This window comes from Natronosporangium hydrolyticum, from assembly GCF_016925615.1.
Taxonomy (GTDB): Bacteria; Actinomycetota; Actinomycetes; order Mycobacteriales; family Micromonosporaceae; genus Natronosporangium; species Natronosporangium hydrolyticum.
The window spans coordinates 4490109-4509670 of sequence record NZ_CP070499.1 but is presented as its reverse complement, the minus strand read 5'-3'; the positions used below and the strand labels follow the sequence as shown (position 1 = coordinate 4509670).

The following is a 19562-nucleotide window of genomic DNA, read 5'->3' as shown; positions in this document are numbered from 1 at the left end:
GCGCTGGCACCGTGGCGGCTCAGTGCGCTGGCACCGCGGCGGCGCAGCCGCAGGTCGGCTCGTCCGGCAGCCCGCCGAGCGCGGCCAGCAAAAGCGTGCGCATCCGTTCGGTGTTCTCGCCGAAGACCCGGAAGACCTCCTCCTGGGTCACCCCGGCGCCGTCTTCCACGCCCGCGTCGAGGTCGGTGACGAGCGCGATCGCGGTGTAGCAGATGCCGAGTTCGCGCGCCAGCACCGCCTCCGGGTGGCCGGTCATGTTGATCAGCGTGCCGCCCGCCGCCGCGTACCAGCGGGACTCCGCGCGGGTGGAGAAGCGGGGCCCTTCGATCACCACCATGGTCCCGCCGTCGACCATCGCCAGTTGCTGCTCGGCCGCGGTGGCCCGCACCGTGGCCCGGCCGGTCGGACAGTACGGGTCGGCGAAGGAGACGTGCACCGCACCACTGTCGTGGAAGGTCTGCACCCGACCGTACGTGCGGTCGAGCAGTTGGTCCGGGACGGCGAAGGTGCCGGGGCCGAGCTCTGGGCGGAGGCCGCCGACCGCGCAGGGGGCCAGAATCTGCCGTACGCCCAGCTCGTTCAGCGCCCACAGGTTCGCTCGATAGGGGATCTTGTGCGGCGGGTACTGGTGCTCCCGGCCGTGGCGGGGTAGGAACGCTACCTTCCGACCCGCCACCTCGGCGACGGTGACCGGATCGGAGGTGGCGCCGTAGGGCGTCACCACATGATGATCTTCGGCGGTTTCGAGTAGGGCGTAGAGACCGGAGCCGCCGATCACGGCGAACTCGGCAGTGGGTGCCACGGATGTCTCCTCTCGGGGCGGGGGCTGCTCCCGATCTGTGCCGACAGGTTTCCAGTCGGTGATCGTGGAGCGTAGCGAGACAGGTAGCCCGCAGGCTATCGTTCCGGCATGGCTGGCATGGCGCGTGAGCCGGGGGTGCCAGGTGACCCCGGCACGGGTGAACCCGCGGTGAGCTTCGAGCGGCCGACCGGCTCGTTGGTCGGGTCGCTACTGGTGGCCACCCCGCTGTTGCGGGACCCCAGCTTCGAGCGCACGGTGGTGCTGCTCGTCGCGCACGAGTCCGGCGGCGCGATGGGGGTGGTGCTCAACCGTGCCACCGAGGTGCCGGTCTCTGAGGTGCTGGGCGGCTGGGGTGGGCTCGCCGACGATCCGGCGGTGCTGTTCGAGGGTGGCCCGGTGCAGCCCGACTCGGCGATCTGTGTGGCCCGGATCCGGGCCGGCGTCGACGGTCAGGGGGCTGACCGGCCGACCGGGTTCCAGCCGTTCTTCGGTGCGCTGGGCACGGTCGACCTGGGGCGGGAGCCGGAGCCGCTGCGCGAACAGGTCGACGCGGTGCGGGTCTTCGCGGGTTACGCGGGCTGGTCCCCGGGCCAGTTGGAGGAGGAGATCGAGGGCGGCTCCTGGTTCACCTTCGAGGCGCTGCCGCAGGACCCGTTCGTGACCCGGCCGGACGATCTGTGGACGGTGGTGCTGCGGCGCCAGCGCGGGCTGGTGGCGGCGGTGGCGACCTACCCGACGGACCCGACCCTGAACTAACCCGAGCCCCGCAGGGCGTGTAGTATTGCGCGGTGCCCAGATGCAGCGGGCACGTGGGGCCGTGGCGCAGCTGGTAGCGCACCTCCATGGCATGGAGGGGGTCAGGGGTTCGAGTCCCCTCGGCTCCACTTTTCGCAATTTGCTCGAACCACCGGGCGAGTCGCCACTGTCAGCGATGGGCCCGTATGTCCACGGGGCGTCCGTCGGGATCGCGAGCTGTCATCGTCCACTGCGTGGGCAGCGTCTCGATCTGATCGACCGGCAACCCAGCGTCCAAGATTCGTTCGCGGACCTCACACAGCTGCGCGTACGTTGCCACTCGGAGCCCCCACCCCGCCCTGCTCAGGGGGTCGAGCTCGGCGGTGGGGGGAGCAGCGGTCTCAACGATCATCAGGTGGTCGCCCCCACCGACATCGATGACTGCAAGTCGAGGTTCAGCCGGGGTGGCGGCACGCTCGAACGCGAGCTCCGCTCCCAGCAGCCCTGAGTAGTAGGCCACGAGCCGGTCGAGGTCGATCGTGGACAGGGTCAGATGATTGATTCCGCCAAGATCGGTCATGATCGGCGAAGACTAGCTCGGCGGCATGCGCTCTCGACAATCGGGAGCTCGCGCACGCCCTGCGGGGTGGGGCGGTCGACGGCGGCTTTCATGATTGCTCCTCCGGGTACTGGAACACGTCGTCGAGGCCTACTCCGAAGGCGCGCGCGATCTGGAACGCCATCTCCAGCGACGGCGAGTAGCGACCCTGCTCGATCGCGATGATCGTCTGCCGGGTGACGCCGATGGTGTCGGCCAACTGCGCCTGGGTCAGCTCGCCGTGCTCGAACCGCAGGGCGCGGATGCGGTTGGTCACCTTGGTCGGCTTGGCCACGTCAGAACCCCCGCCGGTAGAGCACGAGCTTGACGATCGCGCTTGAGCCGGCCTGCAGCACGAAGCTCAGGTAGATGACGTTCGCGATCCAGAAGAAGTGCCACTCGGCGAGGGCCATGAGCATGGCGGCGAGCGCGCCTGCGGCGGTGACGATCCAGGTGCGCTGGTCGCCGAGCCGGGCGATGTCGCGGTCGCGGGCGTCGGTGCGATACGGATCGGCGGTGCGTCGCTCGGTCTTCGCCCCGGTGTGCGCCTCGATCTCCGCCGCGACCTCGTCGCGGACGCCGCGGGCGACTCCCGCGCCGATCTCGACGACGATCCGCAGCAGGATCGACGCGAGGATCGCCGCCCCTATCGACACCAGCAACGGCACCTGGTACGCCGTCTCGGTGATCGGATCGGTCGCCCGGGACAGCACGACGATCACGTACGCCGTGTAGACCCCCAACGTCGTGAGCAGATAGACCCACGTGCCTCGCTCTTCGTACGACATGTCGGGCCCCTAGGTGTGATGTCAAAGATTCTTAACCAAAGTAAAGCAGGCGCGACATCATGTCAAGTATTCTTAACCTCCGGCAGGTGCTTCGAACAGGCGGCCGGTCACGGCGGAGTAGGGGTGTCCCGGGCCGGGTGGGCCGGGCTGAGGAACACCACGATGTCGTTCTCCTGACCGAGCAGCGGCGGCACCTCGTACCAGCCGACTCGGCGGTAGAACGCGACGGTGTCGGTGATCTGCCGCGAGGTCAGGAGCCACGCTCGCCCGCTGGGCGCATCGGAGATCAGCTCGCCGAGTAGTTGGCGGCCAAGCCCGTCCCGCCGGGCGCGAGGGCGGACCGCGAGTTCGTCCACTTCGAGCGCGCCGATGAGCATCCGCTCGACCCGCTCCGGCCCGAGCTGCTCGGCGACCAATCCGTAGGCGCGGTCGGACCGGAACGGTTGCCCGGTGATCCAGCCGGTGGCGAACCCGTCGATCCCGGCTGGCGAGGTGGTGACCACCGACCGGAACCCGGGTCGGCCCGCGTCGGTGTCGAGGCGCTGGCGAAACTGGTCGATACCGGCTTGGCGCTTGTTCCACGGTGGTCCGGAGAATGTGTCGGCGTAGACATCGTGCAGCTCGTCCGCGAGGGGAAGCACTGCCAGGCCTTCATGCCGGTTCACCTGTCGCATGGAATGCATCATGCTCAGGGTAGTCGGCCGAAGCTCAGGTCAAGGTGTCGAGCACGGCCCGCTGCGGGGCGCCGTCCGCTATGGGGCTCGCCCATCCCTCCCAGTCAGACGCCGCATCAGGGTCTCGGCCGGGCCGGCTTTGCCTGCTCGTTCCAGGTACACGGCGTAGACCACGGTGATCAGCCAGACGCCGACCGCGTACGTGGCCATGGTGGCGCTGCCGAGGTGTGCGCCGAGCCCGAGCCCCCAGGCGGCGAGCAGCGGTGCACACAGGACCGACTGGGCGAGGTAACACGTCATCGATCGCTTCCCCACCGCGCTGACTGCGCCTGCCCACCGCCCGAGCGGCCGGCCAGCGAGTCGGTCGCCGATCAGGCCGAAGGCTGCGACGTAACCTAGGCCGCAGGCCAGCCCGGTGAGCATCTGTGGTGCGGCGAACGACGACAGCACCGGTTCGAGACCGCTAAATATGCCAACGTGCGTCAGCGCGTGTGGCATCGCGCCTGCCCAGCCGATGGCGACACCGCCCACGGCGACGATCCAGAGCAGCCGCCGGTGCTCACTCGGACGCTCGAGGATCTGACGCCGGGCGGCCCAGATCCCGAGGAGTATGGAGACTGGGACGACTAGCCCGAGGATGCCCTGCACGATGAAGATCTGGATCGGCCACATCGTAATCCGCAGGAGGGCCGCGGCCACGACACTCTCGGTGGCGACGCTTTCGGTCATGATGGCGGTGATCCATCCACCGACCTCGGAAGGAGTCTCCTCGCCGGCCAGGATAGCCACCCCCTCAAGGGTGGAGAGAGCCGCCAACAGAAACACCAGCGTCGCGCCGACCCCCGCCCAGATCAGTAAGGTGCGGTCCGACCGGCGCAGGAAGAGCCAGACCAGAATCAGGCCGGTCAATCCGTACGCGCCCAGGATGTCTCCGCCCCAGAGGAGGATCGCGTGGACAGCGCCGAAGAGAATCAACCACAGGTTTCGTCGCTGCACCAGTCTCCGAGCATCCTGGTCCGAACGCCCTCTCCGTTGCTGACTGCGGAGCAGCATCACGAGGCCGTAGCCGAAGAGGAAGGCAAACATCGGATAGACCCGTAGGTCCACGCCGATGATCAGAACTGCCTGCACGACTTTGTCGACGGCCGAGCCATCGAGCGGATGGCCGCTGCTTCCAGAGTGGTCCCGGCTATAAAGATAGTAGACGGTGTTTGCCAGCACGATCAGCAACAGCATGAACCCTCGTGCCAGGTCCGGTGCCGGGATTCGAGCTGTCTGCTCGGTAGGTGCCGCGGTCTCAGGGGGACGCCCGGTAGTCGATGTCATGGTTCCTCGCAATGTCGATTGCCGCCGGGGCTTGGGAGATCCGGGAGTGGTGGCTCGCTGGCTTTGGCGGCGGGGCGAGTCGGCCCCGTCCAACGGGGTTGACGCCGCGATGATGGGCGTACGGGGACGATCCTGCTTCAGGTTTCTTGCGGTGGGGCGGTGGTCGGCGCCTTGATGGCATGTTCGAAGAGGAGCGCGAGCTCGCTGGCGTGCGCTCCGATGTCATGATCGGGGTTGGTGTCGGAGTAAGCGATCATGGCGTCGATCGCTGCCTGCGCAGTGACCGCCATGACCCGGGTATCGAAAGAGCGGAGCTCGCCGGTCGCCTGGCCCGCGCGAAACTCCTCCTCCAGCTGCTGATAGAGGTCTTCGTTGTAGCCATCTCCGTATCGGAGTTGACCGTTCGAGTCGCGCAGGTTGTTGAAGATCTCGGTCAGCGCGACCATCTCGGCGCGATGAGTGCTCGCGTAGTTGGCGAGCGCCCGGAAACGAGCCGCGAGCCGCCTGACGACCGTCTGCTCCCGCTTGACCTCGGGTGCGACGAACGCACTGATCCGGCCGTAGATCTGCTCCACCAACTGTTCGATCAACTCATCCTTGCCGGCGAAGTGGTAGGAGATGACGCCCTTGCTGATGCCGACGCGAGTGGCGATCCGAGCCAATGAGGTCCCGGCGTACCCGTGCTCCGCGAGGGTCTCGACGGCGCTGGTGACGATCTGCGCACGGCGTGCATCCTCAATGAACGAGCGAGGCTTCTGGCCGGCTGCCTGAGAATCTGACCGCATGGCCAGATACTAGCACGTGTGGTCAGGGTTACTTGCACCCCGGGTCGACCGGCTCGACGTACGGCCGGCCGGTGGCTTCGTCACCCAGATGAGCGACGATGGGCGCGAGTTCGTCCCGCACACCGACGGCGTCTTCCTGGTGGTGGACCAGGGTGTCCTCCGGACGGCTGGGCTGGCCCTAGCTCGCGAGCTGGGCAGCCGATCAGGGCCAGCGTGCCCAGCGGCGCAGACACTTGGCCATGATGCGGAAGGGCAGGCCTTGGGCCTGGGTCTGGTCGACCGTCCCGGCCAGGTGCAGGCCGAGTTCCGGGCAGGTGAACAGCCAGGTGCCGGTCGATCCAGAGTGCCCGACGAGGGTCACGGGCCGGCGCTGCGGTGAGATGAGCCGGTTGACCGAGAAGGTCATGGTGCCCAGGCCGTACCGGAGGACCGGGGCGTTGCGCAGGCGGTTGCGGCGCTCGGTCAGCAGATGTCGGGTAGCCGGGTCGCGGAATGGCTCACCGGCGACGAGGGCCCGCTCGAAGGTGAGCAGGTCGTCGGTGGTGCTGTACAGATCATTGCTCGACCTGATGACCCCGTCCACATCGACGCGTCGCCGCCCGGCGTAGAGCGGCAGGGGGGTTGCCGGGGGCGGCTCGGCGGGCCGGCCGGCGGGGTGCCAGGTGTGGGTGAGGCTGAGCGGGCCGGTGATCCGTTCAGCGAGCAGATCCGGGAAGCGTCGCGATGTGACGGTTTCGAGGATCCGGATCAGCAGTTGGAAGCCGGTGTCGGAGTAGCGGGCCCGCTGCCGCTCGGCGGTGAGGTCCTGCGGGGCGAAGTGTGGGCGCTGCTGCTCGCGGGCGATGGTGATGGCGTCGTCGAAACTCCAGGATGTGTCGTGCCCGGCGCGGAGTTGTCGGTAGAGGCTGGGGCCGGCTCGGCGTCGTTCGAAGAAGTCCGGCAGCCCCGAGGTGTGGCTGGCGAGGTGCCGCACGGTGATGCTCGGCGTCCGGTCCAAGCCGTCGCTCATGTGCAGCCCCGTGGTGATGCTTGGGGGTAGGTAGCCGGTGATGGGTGTGGCCAGGTCGAGCTCACCGCGCTCGTGAGCCTGCAAGACCAGCGTGATGATGAACCGTTTGGTGATCGAGGCGATGAAGAAGGGCGCCTCGGGGCGCACCTCCGGCTCGCCGGCGACTGCCGGCCCGGAACCGCCTGCCCAGTGGTACCGCCCGTCGGCGCTGGTCATGGCGAGGCTGACGTGGTGCAGGCCGGGCCTGGCGCCCAGCCGCTGGACGAAGCTGGTCAGGCGGGCGTCGACGTCGCCGGCCACGCGATTGCCGGGCGCCGTGAAGGTGCGCCGGGGTGGGCTCATGGAACATCCTCCTGAGACATGTCTACTAGACATGTCTCAGAGGGTCAATCGGTTAGGGTCATGACGTGGCACACGTGATCCTGGGGCTGCTGCTCCTCGCCCCGCAGAGCCTCTACGGCCTGATCAAGAACTTCGAGGCGGGGGTCGCGCTGGTCTACAGCGCCAGTTCCGGCAGCATCAAGCGTGCCCTCGACACGCTGCTCGACAGGGGGCTGATCGAGGTCGCGAGCGTCGAACCGGGCGGGCGCGGCAAGAAGGTTTACCGCACCACCGAGGCGGGCCGCCAGGAGTTCCACGACTGGATGACCGGCGAACTCAGCGGGACGAACCTGGAGGTCGCGGCGCTTCCGCGATTGTTCTTCCTCGGGCTGCTCGATCCCGAGGACCGCACCCCCGTGCTGCGACGGATGCAGCAGCGGGCAGCGGCTGACCTGGTCGACCTCACCGCACTGGAGCAGCACCTCGACGCGATGACCGTTCCGGCCGAACATCGCGAGATCGTGGCGTACCAGCGGGCGACCCTGGCCTACGGGCTGGCCTCCGGACGCCACGCCGTCACGTGGTTCGGCGACCTCGCCGACCGGGGTGGACCGGAGCACCTGTAGGTATACGCCGATGATCAGGACTGCTTACTCAGGAACGGCGTACGACTCGACCGGGGCGCTGGTGAGCCCGCGTACTCCTTCAGCAAGTCGACGTTCCGCGGTCACCAACGGCACGTTGAGGTGTTCGGCTAGCGCGACGAACGAGGCGTCGTAGGCCGAGGCGTTGTGCCGCAGCTGCCACACCCGGTCGGCAAGCTCCTCACTCATCGGATAGCGCACCAGTCGCAGCGCCCGCAGGGTGCGGCGAGAATCCTCGGCCAGCTCGATGTCGATCGACTGCCGTAGCACAAGCTTGCGGAGGACGTTCAAGACCTCGTAGTCGATCAAGCTCGGTGCGCTCATCCATTCGACGCCGTGCACCCGCTGCGCCAGCTCAGGTATCGCGGCCGGATCGGTCGTGAGCACCTCCACTAGAGCGGAGGTGTCGATCACCAGCACCGCTACCGCTCACGGTCCTCAGCGACCATGGCGGCAGCGGCCCCGGGCGCCGCCCGTTTCCGGTGCTTGGAATGTTCCCAGTGGGCGTCGAGTGCGTGGCCGACTTCTGGTTTGCCTTCGATCTGCGCTATCCGGCGGAGGAGGTACTGGGAGATCGTCAACCCCTGGGCACGGGCGTGCTCAGCAATGGCGGCGTGAAGCTCTGCTGGGACGTTCCTGATCTGCAAGGTGGTCGCCATACCTCGAACGTAGCATGCGCGACGCATGCACGCGGCCAAGGAGTTGACAAGGAGTAGGTTCGGGGGATGGTCCGTGTACCCCTCTCTGTTCTCGATCTGGCCACCGTGCGAGCCGGACACGACAGCGCCGACGCGCTGCGCGGCACGATCGAGCTTGCCCGTACCGCCGACGATCTCGGGTACGCCCGGTTCTGGATCGCTGAGCACCACAACATGCCGGCCGTCGCCGCCACCTCCCCACCGGTGCTCATCGCGGCGGTGGCGGCCCAGACCAGCCGGATCCGGGTCGGCTCCGGCGGGGTGATGCTCCCCAACCACATGCCCTTTGTGGTGGCTGAGCAGTTCGCCATGCTGGAGGCGCTGCATCCCGGCCGGATCGATCTGGGCATCGGGCGGGCGCCCGGCACCGACCAGGTCACCGCGGCGGCGTTGCGCGGAGTCTCCCCGTACCTGACCGTGGAGCAGTTCCCCGACCATCTGGACACTGTGCTCGCCCTGCTCAGCGCCGACGGGGGGCAGCGGCTGCGGGCCACCCCAGCCGCCACCTCGTACCCGCAGGTGTTCCTGCTCGGCTCCTCTACCTACAGCGCCCAGTTGGCCGCCGCCCTGGGGTTGCCCTTCTGCTACGCGTACCACTTCGCCACCGGCGGTTCGGCCGTGGACGCGGCGCTGCAGCTCTACCGGCAGGGCTTCCGGCCCTCGACCCGGCTAGACCGGCCGTACGCCATGGTCAGCGTCTCGGCGATCGCGGCGCAGACCACGGCGGAGGCGGATTATCTGGCTGGCCCGAGCCGGATCATGGCGCTCAGCCTGCGCACCGGCAAGCTCGGCCCGATCGTCTCCCCCGAGACCGCCGCCGCGGTCGAGCTGACCGACCTTGATCGTGAGCTGCTCGCCCAGTTGCCCGCCACCCAGTACGCGGGCACGGCCGAGGAGGTGGTGGCGGCGCTGGACGCTCTGGTCGAGCGCACCGGTGTCGATGAGCTGATGCTGGCCGGGGCCGCGTACGACGTGGCCACCCGGCAGGAGACCCTGGCCCGGATCGCCAAGGTCTGGACCTGACCCGGCTAGGGTGCTCGTGCGCTGGGTAAGGGAGCGGGATGGCGGCGTTGCCGCAGCAGCTTGCTTCCCTGCCCGCGCCGGCTGACCCGCGGCGTTGGCGGGCCCTGGCGGTTTGTCTGGTGGCAGGGTTCATGGCGCTGCTGGACGTCACCATCGTCAACGTCGCCCTGCCCTCGATCGAGACCGGCCTGGGGGCGCGAACCGAGGACTTGCAGTGGGTGGTCGCCGGGTACGCGCTCGCCCTCGGCGTCGTGCTGGGGATCGCCGGCCGGGTCGGTGACGCCCGCGGCCGGCGGCGGGTCTTCCTGGCGGGGGTTGCGACGTTCACGCTCGCCAGCGTCGCCTCCGGGTTGGCGCCCAACGCTGGCGTGCTGATCGCCACCCGGGCCCTGCAGGGGCTCGGCGGTGGTGTGCTGATGCCGCAGGTGAGCGGGTTGATTCAACAGCTGTTCCACGGCGCCGAGCGCGGTCGGGCGTTCGGGCTGTTCGGCGCCATGGTCGGGATCGCGACCGCGGTCGGGCCGACGCTCGGTGGGGTGCTCATCCACTTCGGCGGACCGGAGCACGGCTGGCGGTGGATCTTCTTCGTGAACCTGCCGATCGGGGTCCTGGCGCTGCTGCTGGGCAGCCGGCTGATCCCCGCGGGAGGGCCGCCGCGGACCGCCGGTCAGCGGTTGGACCTGGTCGGCATGGTGCTGCTCGGGGCGGGGGTGCTGCTGATCCTGACCCCGCTGATCGAGAACCAGGTGTGGCCGGCGTGGCAGGTGTGGTCGGTGAGCATCGCCGGCGCCGCCGTGCTGGGTGTCTTCTGGTGGTGGGAGCGCCGGTACGCCCGTACCGGTGAACCGGTGGTCGATGTGACCCTCTTCCGGCGGCGCTCCTACGCGCTGGGGTCCCTGCTCGCGCTGTGCTACTTCGGGGGTTTCAGCGCGGTCTTCTTCACGATCAGCCTGCTGCTGCAGCAAGGGCTCGGCTACTCGGCGCTGGTGACCGGGCTGGTGTTGACCCCGTTCGCGGTCGGATCGGCGGTCGCGGCGGGGATCGGAGGCCGGCTGGTCGACCGGTTCGGCCGGCCGCTGGTGGCGGTCGGGCTGGTGATGGTGGCGCTCGGGATCGGGGCGGTGACCGTGGCGGTCGGACTGGCCGACGGACCCGCGGTCGGCTGGGCGATGGCGGCGCCGCTGCTGCTGGCGGGCCTCGGCAGCGGCCTGGTGATCACACCGAACGTGACCCTTACCCTGAGCCAGGTGCCGGTGCCGAAGGCCGGCAGCGCGGGCGGTGTGCTGCAGACCGCCCAGCGGGTCGGCGCCGCGGCCGGGATCGCCCTGATTGGTGCGGTCCTCTTCGCCCAGGTGGCGGCGACCGGCGACTGGCCGACCGCGGCCCGGCACGCGCTGCTGGTGACGGTCGCGCTGATGGGGGCGGCGCTGGTGGTGGCGGTGGTGGACATCGGCGCCAGCGCCCGACGCGGGCTCCCCGGTAGTCTCCATCCGGATCAGCAGTGACCAGTGGTTCGACACCTGAGGACGCGATGCCTGAGCCCTACCCCATCCCGGCAGCCCCCGCTGCTGCCCGAGCCGCCCGCGAGCCGTTCGATGTTCGCGAGGTAAGGCTCGGTCGCGGCTTTCTCGGTGACTGGCAGACGCGCAACCGCCAGGCGACGATCCCGCACTGCATCGCGCGGCTCGAGACCTCCGGCGTGATGGACAACCTGCGCCGGTTGGTCGGCGAGAGCGACGCCCCCTTCCGCGGCATGCTCTTCGCCGATTCGGACCTGTTCAAGACGCTGGAGGCGGTGGGGTGGGAGGCGGTCCGCGACGGCGCTCCGGAGTTTGCCTCCTTTGTGGATGACGCGGTGCGGCTGCTCGCGCTCGTGCAGACCGACGACGGCTACCTCAACAGCTACTACCAGGGGCCGCGGGCGGGGGAGCGGTTCACCGACCTGCCCCACGGTCACGAGCTCTACTGTCTGGGACACCTGGTGCAGGCCGCCATCGCCTGGAGCTGCGCCGGCCGGGGCGACCTGCTGGAGATCGCGCTGCGCTACGTCGAGCTGGTGCACCAGATCTTCGGCCCGGAGGGCCGGGACGGGGTCTGCGGCCACCCCGAGATCGAGACCGCGCTGGTCGAACTGTCCCGGCACACCGGCGACCCCCGGCACCGGGAGTTGGCCCGGCGGATGGTCGAGCTGCGCGGGCGCTCGCTGCTGGGCGAGCACGGTTTCGGTGCCGGCTACTTCCAGGACCTGGTGCCGGTGCGGGAAGCCCGGGAGGCGACCGGCCACGCGGTGCGTCAGCTCTATCTGCTCGCCGGAGTGACCGATCTGCAGCTCGACGACCCGGCGGCCGGGTACGGCGAAGCGCTGGCAGCGTTGTGGGGCAGCGTCCACCTGGCGAAGCTCTACGTCACCGGCGGGCTCGGCTCGCGGCACCGGGGCGAGGCGTTCGGCGACCCGTACGAGCTGCCCCCCGACCGCGCCTACGCCGAGACCTGCGCGGCCATCGCCAACCTACAGTGGAACTGGCGGATGTTGCTGTGGCGCGGCGAGGCGCGCTTCGCCGACGAGCTGGAACGGGCGCTCTACAACGCGATCGCGGTGGCCACCTCGGTCGACGGCCGGTCGTTCTTCTACTCCAACCCGTTGCAGCTGCGCACCGGACACACCCATGAGGAGGATGCACCGTCGCGCCGCCTCGACTGGTACGCGTGCGCGTGCTGCCCGCCGAACCTGGCCCGGCTGCTCTCGTCGATCTCCGGGTACGTGCTGACCCGTACCGAGGGTGCTGTCCAGTTTCAGCTCTACGCGGCTGGCGAGTTCGATCTGGGCGACGGGGTCACCGCCCGGGTCGAGACGGCGTACCCGTGGCGGGGGGACGTGTCGATAACGCTGGACCGGCCGGCGGTCACCGACATCGAGCTGCGGATTCCGTGGTGGGCGCCGGGCGCGCGGCTGGTGGTCGACGGCGCCGAGGTGCCGGTCCCCGGCCCGGGCTACGTCACCGCCGGCGCCGGCGCCCGGCGGATCGAGCTCACCCTGCCGGTGCAGCCGGCGTGGGAGCGGGCGCACCCGTGGGTCGACGCGGTTCGCGGCACTGTGGCGGTGCGGCGCGGCCCGGTCTACTTCGCGGTCGAGTCCGCGGACCTGCCGCCCGGGGTGTCGCTGGAGGACGTTGCGCTCACCGCCGACTCTCGGCTGGTCGACCGCGGGTGGGACGAGCAGCTCGGCGTGCCGCTGCTCGGCATCACCGACGTGGCCCGCCGGCCGCGCCCCGAGCCGCTCTACGAGCGGGCCGGGGAGCGCGGAATACGGGACGGCGGCGACCCCGGCGAATGGTCGCCCGCCGAGGTCACCGCCGTCCCGTACTGCCGGTGGGGCAACCGCGAACCGGGCGCGATGCGGGTCTGGCTGCCCACCTCGTGAGCGGTCACCGTGGTGGTCGGAGGGCCAGCTCCCGGTAGCGGTTGACGGCGGCGTGGACCTCGTGGCGGCGCGGCAGCGCGAGGATTCCGGGGTGGCCGGTGTGGGGCGAGACGGCGTCGAGCCCGTCGTCGGCGATCTGCCGGTAGAGCTCGGTCACTGCCTCGGCCAGGGTGAGTCGCCCGTCGAGCCGCGAGGCGAGCCGGTCGAGGATGTGCGCGATCGCGGTGGTCTGGGCCGGGTCGACCAGCTGGGCCAGGGCGGACAGCTCGATCGTCTCGTGGCCGTACTGGATCGCGGTGCGGCCCCGGGCCTTGGCCGGCTTGCCCTTGCCCCGCGGCCGCAGCGCCTCCGCCGTGGGAATTCGGGGCAGCGAACTGTCGAAGACCGGCCCGGACCGTGCCGCCGCCGGCCCGCTGCCGGCCTCGACGCCGCTGCCGGCCGGGTCGCTGGCGGCGATCTCGCGGGCGGCGGCGGTGACGTCGCGGGGGACGTAGGCGTCGAGCGCGATCACCTGGTCGGCGACGTCGAAGAACGCCCCGGAGCCGCCGGCCACCAGGATGGTGGAGACGCCCCGCTCGTTGTGGAGCGGGCGGATCCGGTCCACGAACGGGGTGATCGGCTCCCGATCGGCCGGGATGAGGTGCCGCATCCGTTGATCGCGGATCATGAAGTTGGTGGCGGAGGTGTCCTCGTCGATCAGCAGCAGGGCGGCGCCGGCCTCGACCGCCTCCACCAGGTTGGCCGCCTGCGAGGTGGAGCCGCTGGCGTTGGTGCTGGTGAACCGCGTGGTGTCGGTGCCGGCGGGCAGGTTGGTGATGAACGGCGAGATGTCGACGCCGGTGACGGCCCGGCCGTCCTCGGCGCGGATCGTCACCGCCTCCGGGCTGGTGACGACCCATTCGCGGCCGTCGCCGGCGAGGTGCGGGTAGACGCCGCGTTCGATGGCGCGCAGCAGCGTCGACTTGCCGTGGTAGCCGCCGCCGACGATCAGCGTGATGCCGGCCGGCACCCCCATCCCGGTGACGCTCCGGCCGCTGGGCAGGTCGAACGAGACCCGCAACGACGGCGGGCTCTCGAAGACCGTGGCCCCGTCGGTGAGCGGCAGGTCGGAATCGCCCGACCGGCGGGGGAGCACCGCGCCGTCGCCGACGAACGCCACCAGGCCGCGTTCCGGCAGCGCCGAGCGCAGCGCTTCCTGATCCAGGTAAAGCTCGACGTGCCGGCGCAGCGCTTCGGCGTCGAGGTTGGCATGCCGCAGCGACGCCTCGACGATCGCCGGCACCGTCTCGGTCAGTAGCCGCGCCGCGTTGCGCCCCAACGCCCGGCGGCCCGCCGCCGGCAGCTCGACCTGGAACCGGGCCTCGACCCGGTCATCGGCGATGAGCACACTGGTACGCGCGAGCACCTGCTGCCCGGGGGCGCCGATGCTGATCGGGCCACCGCCACCGCCCGATGGTCGTGGGGCCAGCCGGTCGATGGCGTCCCGGAAGCGGCGGGTCAGGAAGTCGGCCACCGCCACCCGGTGGGCCGGGGTGTCGATCAGCTCCTTGGGCAGGTCGCTGGTGGCACGGTCGACGATCGCCCGGACCTTGGACGGCGGGGCGTACGGGTCGACCTGGACGTGGTCGATGGCGAGCTGGCAGCTGCCGAGGTCGTAGCTGCCGTGGAGCTGCTTGTAGGAGGCGTACCCCCGCCCGTCGAGCTGGGCGAGGGTACGTTCCAGGGTTTCGCGGGTGCGCATCCCGCCGACCGTAGCCACTGACCTGTGCGGTTGCCCACCGGATCCCCGGTGCCCAGCGGGTCAGCCGTGCCAGGCTCCGGCAGCTGCGGCCGTCTTGACGTAGCTTTCGAAGTCGGTGGCGGGCCGCCCGGTCACCCGGCGCACCACGTCGGTGGGCTGCCCGTCGCCGGAGCCCTGGAGCGCGGCGAAGGCCGCGATCTCCGCCTCGGTCTGCTCCACTGGCGCGCCGGTCGCGGCCTGGGTGGCGCCGGCAGCAGATCATCCGGGTGTGACACCGCCCGCCAGCTCGCGACGCCCGTCCGCGGTCAGACCCAGGGCGTGGTCGATCGCGCCCGCCAAGTCGGACGAGGTGGTGCGGGCCCAGGCGAGCTGAAGGTCGGGGCGGACCAGCAGCCAGCCAGCGTCGGCACCGAGTAGCCGGGAAAGCCCTCCGCTCGGATCGCGGTGGCCGGTCGGACCGATCATGAGCTGGCGCAGCCCGGGTGCGGTCGGCGCGGGCTCGGCAGTCGGCGCGGGCTCGGCGGCTTGGGTAAGCCGCAGCAGCGCCGGGCCGACGCCGAGCAGGTCGTAGAGCCGGACCCGGTCGCCGTTCGGGGCGATCAGCAGCGGGTTGGGTAGGCGCTGGCCGGCGGCCCGGTCGGTCGCCGCGATCAGCGGCGAGGCCGGCACCCGCTGGTCGAGCATGGCGAGGTTACGCACCCGGGCCCGGTGGCCGGCCGGGATCGCCAGCCCGAGCCGCATCAGCTGGAATACCGCACCACGGACGGCGCGCGGCGCCTGCAGCCCGAGGCGGGTGAGCTGGCTGACGTTCCGGGAGACCGAACCGACCATGGCGCGGCGTTCCACATCGTACGAGTCGAGGAGCCGGTCGGCGTCGCCACCGGTGAGCGCGTACCTGAGTTTCCAGGCGAGGTTGTGGGCATCCTGGATGCCGGCGTTCATGCCCTGACCATTGGCGGGCGGGAAGGCGTGGGCGGCGTCGCCGGCGAGCAGGACCCGGCCGACCCGGAAGCGTGGGCTGCTGCGGCGCTGGAACCGGAACCGGCTGGCCCAGAGCACCTCGACCGGCCCGTCGCCGAGGACCTCGCGGACGCGGGCGTCGAGCTCGTGGTCCGGCACCGGATCCGCCGGCGCCGGGTCGCCCGGCTCCACCCGGATGATCCGCCAGTGCCCCGGGGCGAGCCGCTGCGCGCCGGTGACCCCGCGGCGCCCATTGTGGATGCGTGGCCAGGGCAGCTGGTCGCGGTGGTCGGTGACGCGTACGTCGGCGAGCAGCGGGCGTAGCGGGAAGTCATGGCCGGGGAAGGGCAGACCGAGCGCATCGCGCACGAAGCTGCCGGTGCCGTCGCAGCCGACTACGTAGTCGGCGGGCAGGGTACGGGTGCCGGCGGCGTCGTGGACGGTGAGCCGGACCTCGTCGGCTCCGGCGTCGAGTCCGACTACCTCGGTGCCGAAGTGGATATCGCAGCGGCCGGTGCCGCGGAGCGCCGCCAGCAGCAGCCGTTCGGTCTGTCCCTGTTCCAGGAAGAGCAGGCCGGCTTGATCCGTGTCGTGGTCGAGGGTGGTGAAGTCAAAGCTGAGCATGGGGCGCCGGCTGGTCGGCCCCGGGTGCATCGGCAGGGTGCGTTTGAGCGTGCCGGCGGCGAGCAGCGTGTCCGCCACTGCCCACTGCCGCAGGATCTCCAGGCTCCGCTGGTGGATCGCGGGGGCTCGGGACTGCTGGTTGGTGGCGGGGCGGCGCTCCAGCAGCGTGGAGTGGATGCCGTGGCGGGCGAGCCCGAGCGCGAGGGCGAGCCCCACCGGCCCGCCGCCGACGATCGCGACCGGGGTGCGGGATGGGGTGTCGGTCACCATGTCCTCCTCGCCAGTTCCAAAGTCAACGTCGAGCGCTGATGAAGTCGAGTAGCAGGCGGTTGAACAGCTCCGGTTGGTCCTGGTGAGCCTGGTGACCCGCGGCCGGGATGAGCTCATACCGCGCGTGCGGGTCACGCGAGGTCCAGTGGGCCGCGGTGAGGGCGGTGAGCCGGCCGGCGCCGCTGTTGTCCAGAGCGCCGCGGACTATCAGTTGCGGAGCCTCGATGCGCTGCCCCCGCAGACCCTGGCCGGCTTCGCGGGACGCCTCGGTGAGCCAGCGAAAGTCTTCCTTGGTGACGGTCGCCACGGCGGCGCGCACGTACTGCTGCGCCTGGGCCGTGACGGCGGTCCCCTTCGGCAGCTGTCGCCGGATCGCCGAGCTCGGCAGCAGCCCGGTGATGAGGTTGGAGACGCGCCACATGGCGGCCATCCGCCGGCTGATCTTCGGGTCTGCCGGATTGACGCAGGGGGCGCCGATGATGACCAGACCAGCCACCCGCGCCGGCGTGGTGAGCGCCGCCCGCTGGGCGATCATGCCGCCGAGCGACTGTCCGACCAGGATCACCGGTGCGGTGTGTCCGACCTCGTCGAGCAGCGCGAACAGGTCCGCTGCCAGGTCGGCCACGGAGGGGCGTTCCGCGCCGCGGGGGAGCGATTCGCCATGGCCGCGCACATCCCAGGACAGCACCTGGTTGCCTGCCGCAACGACTGCTGGGACCTGCCCGTCGAACATCCGCCGGTCCATGAACCCGCCGTGGATGAAGACCACTAGCGCTGCGCCGGTGGGGCCGACCAGCTCGCCCCGGATGGTGCTCCCGGCGCGCTTCACCTCGACCTTCCGGCACGGCGGCCCTTCCCAGGCGGTGGGCTGCGGGCTCGGTGTGACCATGCCCGCGATAGTAACCGACGCGTCGGTAAGTTACCAGTGCGTCGGTAAGTGGTCGGCTATGCTCCCCGACGGCAGAGCAGCACACCGAAGGAGGCCGCCGTGGCACGCGGAGATTCGGCCACCGGCCGGCGGGACGGCCGGAGCACCGACACCGCCGCCCGGGTCCACCAGGTCGCGCTGGAGCTCTTCGTCAGCCAGGGCTTCGCGCAGACCACGATGCAGCAGATCGCTGACCGGCTCTCGTTGACCAAGTCGGCGCTCTACTACCACCACCCGACCAAGGCCGACCTGGTACGCAGCGTGGTGCAGCCCGCCGTGGACGAGGTGGACGAGTTCCTCGCGGCGTCGGTGACGGCCGAATTGCGTACCCGGGAGGTGCTGGAGCGGTTCTTCGACCTCAACTACCGGCACCGGCTGGTCTTCCTGGCGCTGCTACGAGATCCGAGCGGGTTGGCGGAGATCGAGGCGGCCGACTGGGTGCCCCGGCTGGCGCACGGGTTTCAGCAGTTGTTGGCCGGTCCGGAGCCCACCGACTGGCAGCGGATCTGCGCGGTGATGGCGGCCAACGGGCTCAGCCGCGCCGCCACGCTGCTCACCGACGTGCCGTTGCCGCGGCTGCGGGAGCTCTCGGTGCAGGCCGCGCTCGCGCTCCTGGCCCAGCCGGAGCCAACGGCGCCACCGGCCTGAGCCGGGCTTGTTGACCATGGAGTTCGGGGTCGGGATTGGCCCCAATCATGTACCTAGGTCCATGATCAACGCAGGGAGTGGGTGGTGGCGCGGGAGGCGAGGGCTCGGGCATCGGAAATAGCCGCCGCCTGCTGGTCGTTGTTAAAGTACACAAACGCTGGCGCGTTGCCGAAGTTGTCGTGCAGTCGCGCCAACCAACTGTCCAACGCCGCTCGGCCGTAACGGGGCCACGGCGTGGCCCGGCCCTCGTGCAGGCGCAGATAACCAAAGTCCGCGGTACGCCACAACGGGGTGACCGGTCGGCTGCGACGGTCGGCCCAGCAGAGGGCGGCGCCGCGGCGCTCCAGGACGGCTCGGACCTGCCCGGTCCACCAGGACGGGTGCCGCGGCTCGACCGCTACCCGGACGCCGGCTGGGAAAGCGGCCAGCGTCTCGTCCAGCCGGGCCGGCTCGGCCGGCAGGTTCGGGGGTAGCTGCAGCAGCACCGGTCCGAGTCGATCCCCCAACGCGTCGGCGCGGCTCATCAGCCGCGCCACCGGCTCGGCCGGTTCGCGGAGCCGTCGGATGTGGGTGAGGTATCGGCTCGCCTTCACCGCCATGGTGAAACCCTCCGGGGTGGCGTGCCGCCACGCCTCGAAGACGCTCCGGTCCGGCAGCCGGTAGAACGCGTTGTTTACCTCGACGGTGGCGAACTGGCTGGCGTAGAAGCCCAGCCAGTCCCGGCTGGGCACCGCTGGCGGGTAGAACTCACCCCGCCAGTGCCGGTACTGCCAACCGGAGGTGCCGACCAGGATCATGTGAGGTTCGTGCCCACCCTTACGGGTGACCAACCGCCCCACCGATGGTCAGCTCGGCGAGGTGGCGGCGGTCGGTGACCGGGCGCGGAAACGGCACCCGGGAGCGGTGCGGCCGGCGGCCCGGCTCCGGGCAGGCCAGAGTCAGCCCGAACTGGTCGATCCGGACCGCGCGGCTGCCGGCCGGAGCCGGCTGGCCGGTCAACGTCGAGACCAGCGCATGGAGTCGGCGCCGATCGGCGAGTTCGGCGAGCAGCTCCGGTTCGTCGCGGTGCAGCGGGTCTGGGGTGGCGGCGAGGTAGTCCTCCGGCTCCAGCTCGACCAGCGAAGGGCCGTGGGCCAGCCGGACCTCGGCCACGTGCAGCCGGTACAGCGTGTGACCGTAGCCGACGTCGAGCAGGTCGCTGCAGGGGTTGACCGCCGCGTACGCCTGAGCGGCCGCTCTGGCCTCGGGGCCGGCGAGCCGGGCCGCCCACCCGGAGATCCACAATCGACCATAACAGGGGGCCTCGTCCACCGGCGGGATGTCGTCGACCCGCAGCACCATGGCGACGTCGCGTTCGCCCGGCGGTGGTTGCAGCGCCGCGGCGAGCTCGCCGGTGCTGGGGGTGAGCAGGAGCGGGCGGCCGTCGGCGCCGGTGGCGTGGCGGACCCGCAGCTGGTCTGGGTACCCGCGGAGATGGGCGACGCCGAGCAGGCGGCCGGTAGCGAGGGTACGCGCGATCTCGGCTGGGCTGGGGCGCATGGGTGGACCTCCGCTCCGTGAAGGACGA

At 70.6% G+C, this 19562-nt stretch carries 22 protein-coding genes and 1 tRNA gene; 7 read left to right on the top strand and 16 right to left on the bottom strand.

Annotated features, from left to right (window positions below):
• Positions 1-19: 19 nt before the first annotated feature.
• Positions 20-802 carry an S-methyl-5'-thioadenosine phosphorylase gene (locus JQS43_RS20305; protein WP_239675967.1) on the bottom strand — a complete coding sequence of 261 codons (783 nt, stop codon included), beginning with the start codon at positions 800-802 and terminating at the stop codon, positions 20-22.
• A 108-nt stretch (positions 803-910) separates the two neighbouring features.
• Here JQS43_RS20305 and JQS43_RS20300 point away from each other — a divergent pair, with 108 nt between their 5' ends.
• Together JQS43_RS20300 and JQS43_RS20295 are read left to right on the top strand one after the other, a co-directional pair.
• Complete coding sequence (locus JQS43_RS20300; RefSeq protein WP_239675966.1) at positions 911-1558, top strand: YqgE/AlgH family protein; 648 nt, start codon at positions 911-913, stop codon at positions 1556-1558.
• A gap of 55 nt (positions 1559-1613) precedes the next feature.
• Positions 1614-1686, top strand: a tRNA-Ala gene (locus tag JQS43_RS20295).
• Positions 1687-1727: 41 nt separating this feature from the next.
• Here JQS43_RS20295 and JQS43_RS20290 read toward each other — a convergent pair.
• The 7 genes from JQS43_RS20290 to JQS43_RS20260 form a co-directional block, all read right to left on the bottom strand.
• A complete protein-coding gene (locus tag JQS43_RS20290; protein ID WP_239675965.1) occupies positions 1728-2117 on the bottom strand; it encodes a VOC family protein in 390 nt (129 codons plus the stop codon).
• A gap of 88 nt (positions 2118-2205) precedes the next feature.
• Positions 2206-2430, bottom strand: coding sequence for a helix-turn-helix transcriptional regulator (locus JQS43_RS20285; RefSeq protein ID WP_420847606.1), 225 nt, complete (start codon positions 2428-2430; stop codon positions 2206-2208).
• Between the two features lies 1 nt (position 2431).
• The gene (locus JQS43_RS20280) at positions 2432-2923 is read right to left on the bottom strand and encodes a hypothetical protein (RefSeq protein WP_239675964.1); all 492 of its coding nucleotides are present in this window, start codon (positions 2921-2923) and stop codon (positions 2432-2434) included.
• 107 nt (positions 2924-3030) lie between these two features.
• Positions 3031-3597: a GNAT family N-acetyltransferase gene (locus JQS43_RS20275; protein ID WP_239675963.1), complete on the bottom strand. Its 567-nt coding sequence runs from the start codon at positions 3595-3597 to the stop codon at positions 3031-3033.
• A gap of 78 nt (positions 3598-3675) precedes the next feature.
• Positions 3676-4833: a DUF418 domain-containing protein gene (locus JQS43_RS20270; protein ID WP_239675962.1), complete on the bottom strand. Its 1158-nt coding sequence runs from the start codon at positions 4831-4833 to the stop codon at positions 3676-3678.
• Positions 4834-5060: 227 nt separating this feature from the next.
• Complete coding sequence (locus tag JQS43_RS20265) at positions 5061-5708, bottom strand: TetR/AcrR family transcriptional regulator (RefSeq protein WP_239675961.1); 648 nt, start codon at positions 5706-5708, stop codon at positions 5061-5063.
• A gap of 202 nt (positions 5709-5910) precedes the next feature.
• Complete coding sequence (locus JQS43_RS20260; RefSeq protein ID WP_239675960.1) at positions 5911-7059, bottom strand: serine hydrolase domain-containing protein; 1149 nt, start codon at positions 7057-7059, stop codon at positions 5911-5913.
• Between the two features lie 65 nt (positions 7060-7124).
• On the opposite strand from JQS43_RS20260, the gene JQS43_RS20255 reads away from it, so the two are divergent.
• Complete coding sequence (locus tag JQS43_RS20255) at positions 7125-7664, top strand: PadR family transcriptional regulator (RefSeq protein ID WP_239675959.1); 540 nt, start codon at positions 7125-7127, stop codon at positions 7662-7664.
• Between the two features lie 24 nt (positions 7665-7688).
• Here the strand turns inward: JQS43_RS20255 and JQS43_RS20250 are convergent, their stop codons facing one another.
• Together JQS43_RS20250 and JQS43_RS20245 are read right to left on the bottom strand one after the other, a co-directional pair.
• On the bottom strand, positions 7689-8102 hold the full coding sequence (locus tag JQS43_RS20250) for a type II toxin-antitoxin system VapC family toxin (protein ID WP_239675958.1): 414 nt from the start codon (positions 8100-8102) through the stop codon (positions 7689-7691).
• A 2-nt stretch (positions 8103-8104) separates the two neighbouring features.
• The gene (locus tag JQS43_RS20245) at positions 8105-8341 is read right to left on the bottom strand and encodes a hypothetical protein (RefSeq protein WP_239675957.1); all 237 of its coding nucleotides are present in this window, start codon (positions 8339-8341) and stop codon (positions 8105-8107) included.
• A 66-nt stretch (positions 8342-8407) separates the two neighbouring features.
• On the opposite strand from JQS43_RS20245, the gene JQS43_RS20240 reads away from it, so the two are divergent.
• Genes JQS43_RS20240 through JQS43_RS20230 form a run of 3 tightly spaced genes read left to right on the top strand, consistent with a single transcriptional unit; the run spans position 8408 to position 12824 of the window.
• The gene (locus JQS43_RS20240; protein ID WP_239675956.1) at positions 8408-9403 is read left to right on the top strand and encodes an LLM class flavin-dependent oxidoreductase; all 996 of its coding nucleotides are present in this window, start codon (positions 8408-8410) and stop codon (positions 9401-9403) included.
• 38 nt (positions 9404-9441) lie between these two features.
• Positions 9442-10908, top strand: a complete 1467-nt coding sequence (locus JQS43_RS20235) for an MFS transporter (RefSeq protein ID WP_239675955.1) — start codon at positions 9442-9444, stop codon at positions 10906-10908.
• Between the two features lie 26 nt (positions 10909-10934).
• Entirely contained in the window at positions 10935-12824 is a 1890-nt protein-coding gene (locus JQS43_RS20230) for a glycoside hydrolase family 127 protein (RefSeq protein ID WP_239675954.1), read from the top strand.
• 4 nt (positions 12825-12828) lie between these two features.
• On the opposite strand, the gene JQS43_RS20225 is transcribed toward JQS43_RS20230, so the two are convergent.
• Genes JQS43_RS20225 through JQS43_RS20210 form a run of 4 tightly spaced genes read right to left on the bottom strand, consistent with a single transcriptional unit; the run spans position 12829 to position 17308 of the window.
• Positions 12829-14565, bottom strand: coding sequence for an ABC-ATPase domain-containing protein (locus tag JQS43_RS20225; RefSeq protein WP_239675953.1), 1737 nt, complete (start codon positions 14563-14565; stop codon positions 12829-12831).
• A gap of 60 nt (positions 14566-14625) precedes the next feature.
• Positions 14626-14784 (bottom strand): hypothetical protein, encoded by a 159-nt coding sequence (locus JQS43_RS20220; RefSeq protein WP_239675952.1) that lies wholly within the window; start codon positions 14782-14784, stop codon positions 14626-14628.
• A gap of 39 nt (positions 14785-14823) precedes the next feature.
• Complete coding sequence (locus JQS43_RS20215) at positions 14824-16416, bottom strand: FAD-dependent monooxygenase (RefSeq protein WP_239675951.1); 1593 nt, start codon at positions 16414-16416, stop codon at positions 14824-14826.
• A 25-nt stretch (positions 16417-16441) separates the two neighbouring features.
• Positions 16442-17308: an alpha/beta fold hydrolase gene (locus JQS43_RS20210; RefSeq protein WP_239675950.1), complete on the bottom strand. Its 867-nt coding sequence runs from the start codon at positions 17306-17308 to the stop codon at positions 16442-16444.
• Positions 17309-17407: 99 nt separating this feature from the next.
• Here JQS43_RS20210 and JQS43_RS20205 point away from each other — a divergent pair, with 99 nt between their 5' ends.
• The gene (locus JQS43_RS20205; protein ID WP_239675949.1) at positions 17408-17995 is read left to right on the top strand and encodes a TetR/AcrR family transcriptional regulator; all 588 of its coding nucleotides are present in this window, start codon (positions 17408-17410) and stop codon (positions 17993-17995) included.
• A 65-nt stretch (positions 17996-18060) separates the two neighbouring features.
• On the opposite strand, the gene JQS43_RS20200 is transcribed toward JQS43_RS20205, so the two are convergent.
• On the bottom strand, positions 18061-18834 hold the full coding sequence (locus JQS43_RS20200; RefSeq protein WP_239675948.1) for a DUF72 domain-containing protein: 774 nt from the start codon (positions 18832-18834) through the stop codon (positions 18061-18063).
• The gene (locus JQS43_RS20195; protein WP_239675947.1) at positions 18812-19534 is read right to left on the bottom strand and encodes a DUF2470 domain-containing protein; all 723 of its coding nucleotides are present in this window, start codon (positions 19532-19534) and stop codon (positions 18812-18814) included. Before JQS43_RS20195 ends, JQS43_RS20200 begins: the two co-directional genes overlap by 23 nt.
• Positions 19535-19562 lie beyond the last annotated feature (28 nt).